Genomic DNA, 265 nt, shown 5'->3' on the forward strand with positions numbered 1-265 from the left:
GATGCTGAGCGCCGCCAACGCTTCAATCCATGCAAGCTCGTCGGTTTCCCACTGGTCTCGGTAAACGAAGCTTCTGTACCCGCTCGAAACCTTCGCGAGCACGTAGACGATGTATTCCTTGCCCGACTTGTCCAGCTTCGGGCAGCGACGGAACCCGAACACGCGCATGCGCACCTGCTGCTTCACGCGCTCGCTGATGAATCGCCCGTGCGACCAGCGCTTCTGCATTGCGGCCGGCATCGGCAAATTGACCTCGATCTCTACT

Annotated in this window: 1 protein-coding gene; it reads right to left on the minus strand. The window is 59.6% G+C overall.

The window, feature by feature from the left end:
* On the minus strand, positions 1–265 hold a 265-nt coding region (locus SB751_RS31490), incomplete at both ends, for a hypothetical protein (RefSeq protein ID WP_410749210.1).

Source organism: Cupriavidus sp. SIMBA_020, from assembly GCF_046535395.1.
Lineage (GTDB): Bacteria > Pseudomonadota > Gammaproteobacteria > Burkholderiales > Burkholderiaceae > Cupriavidus > Cupriavidus campinensis.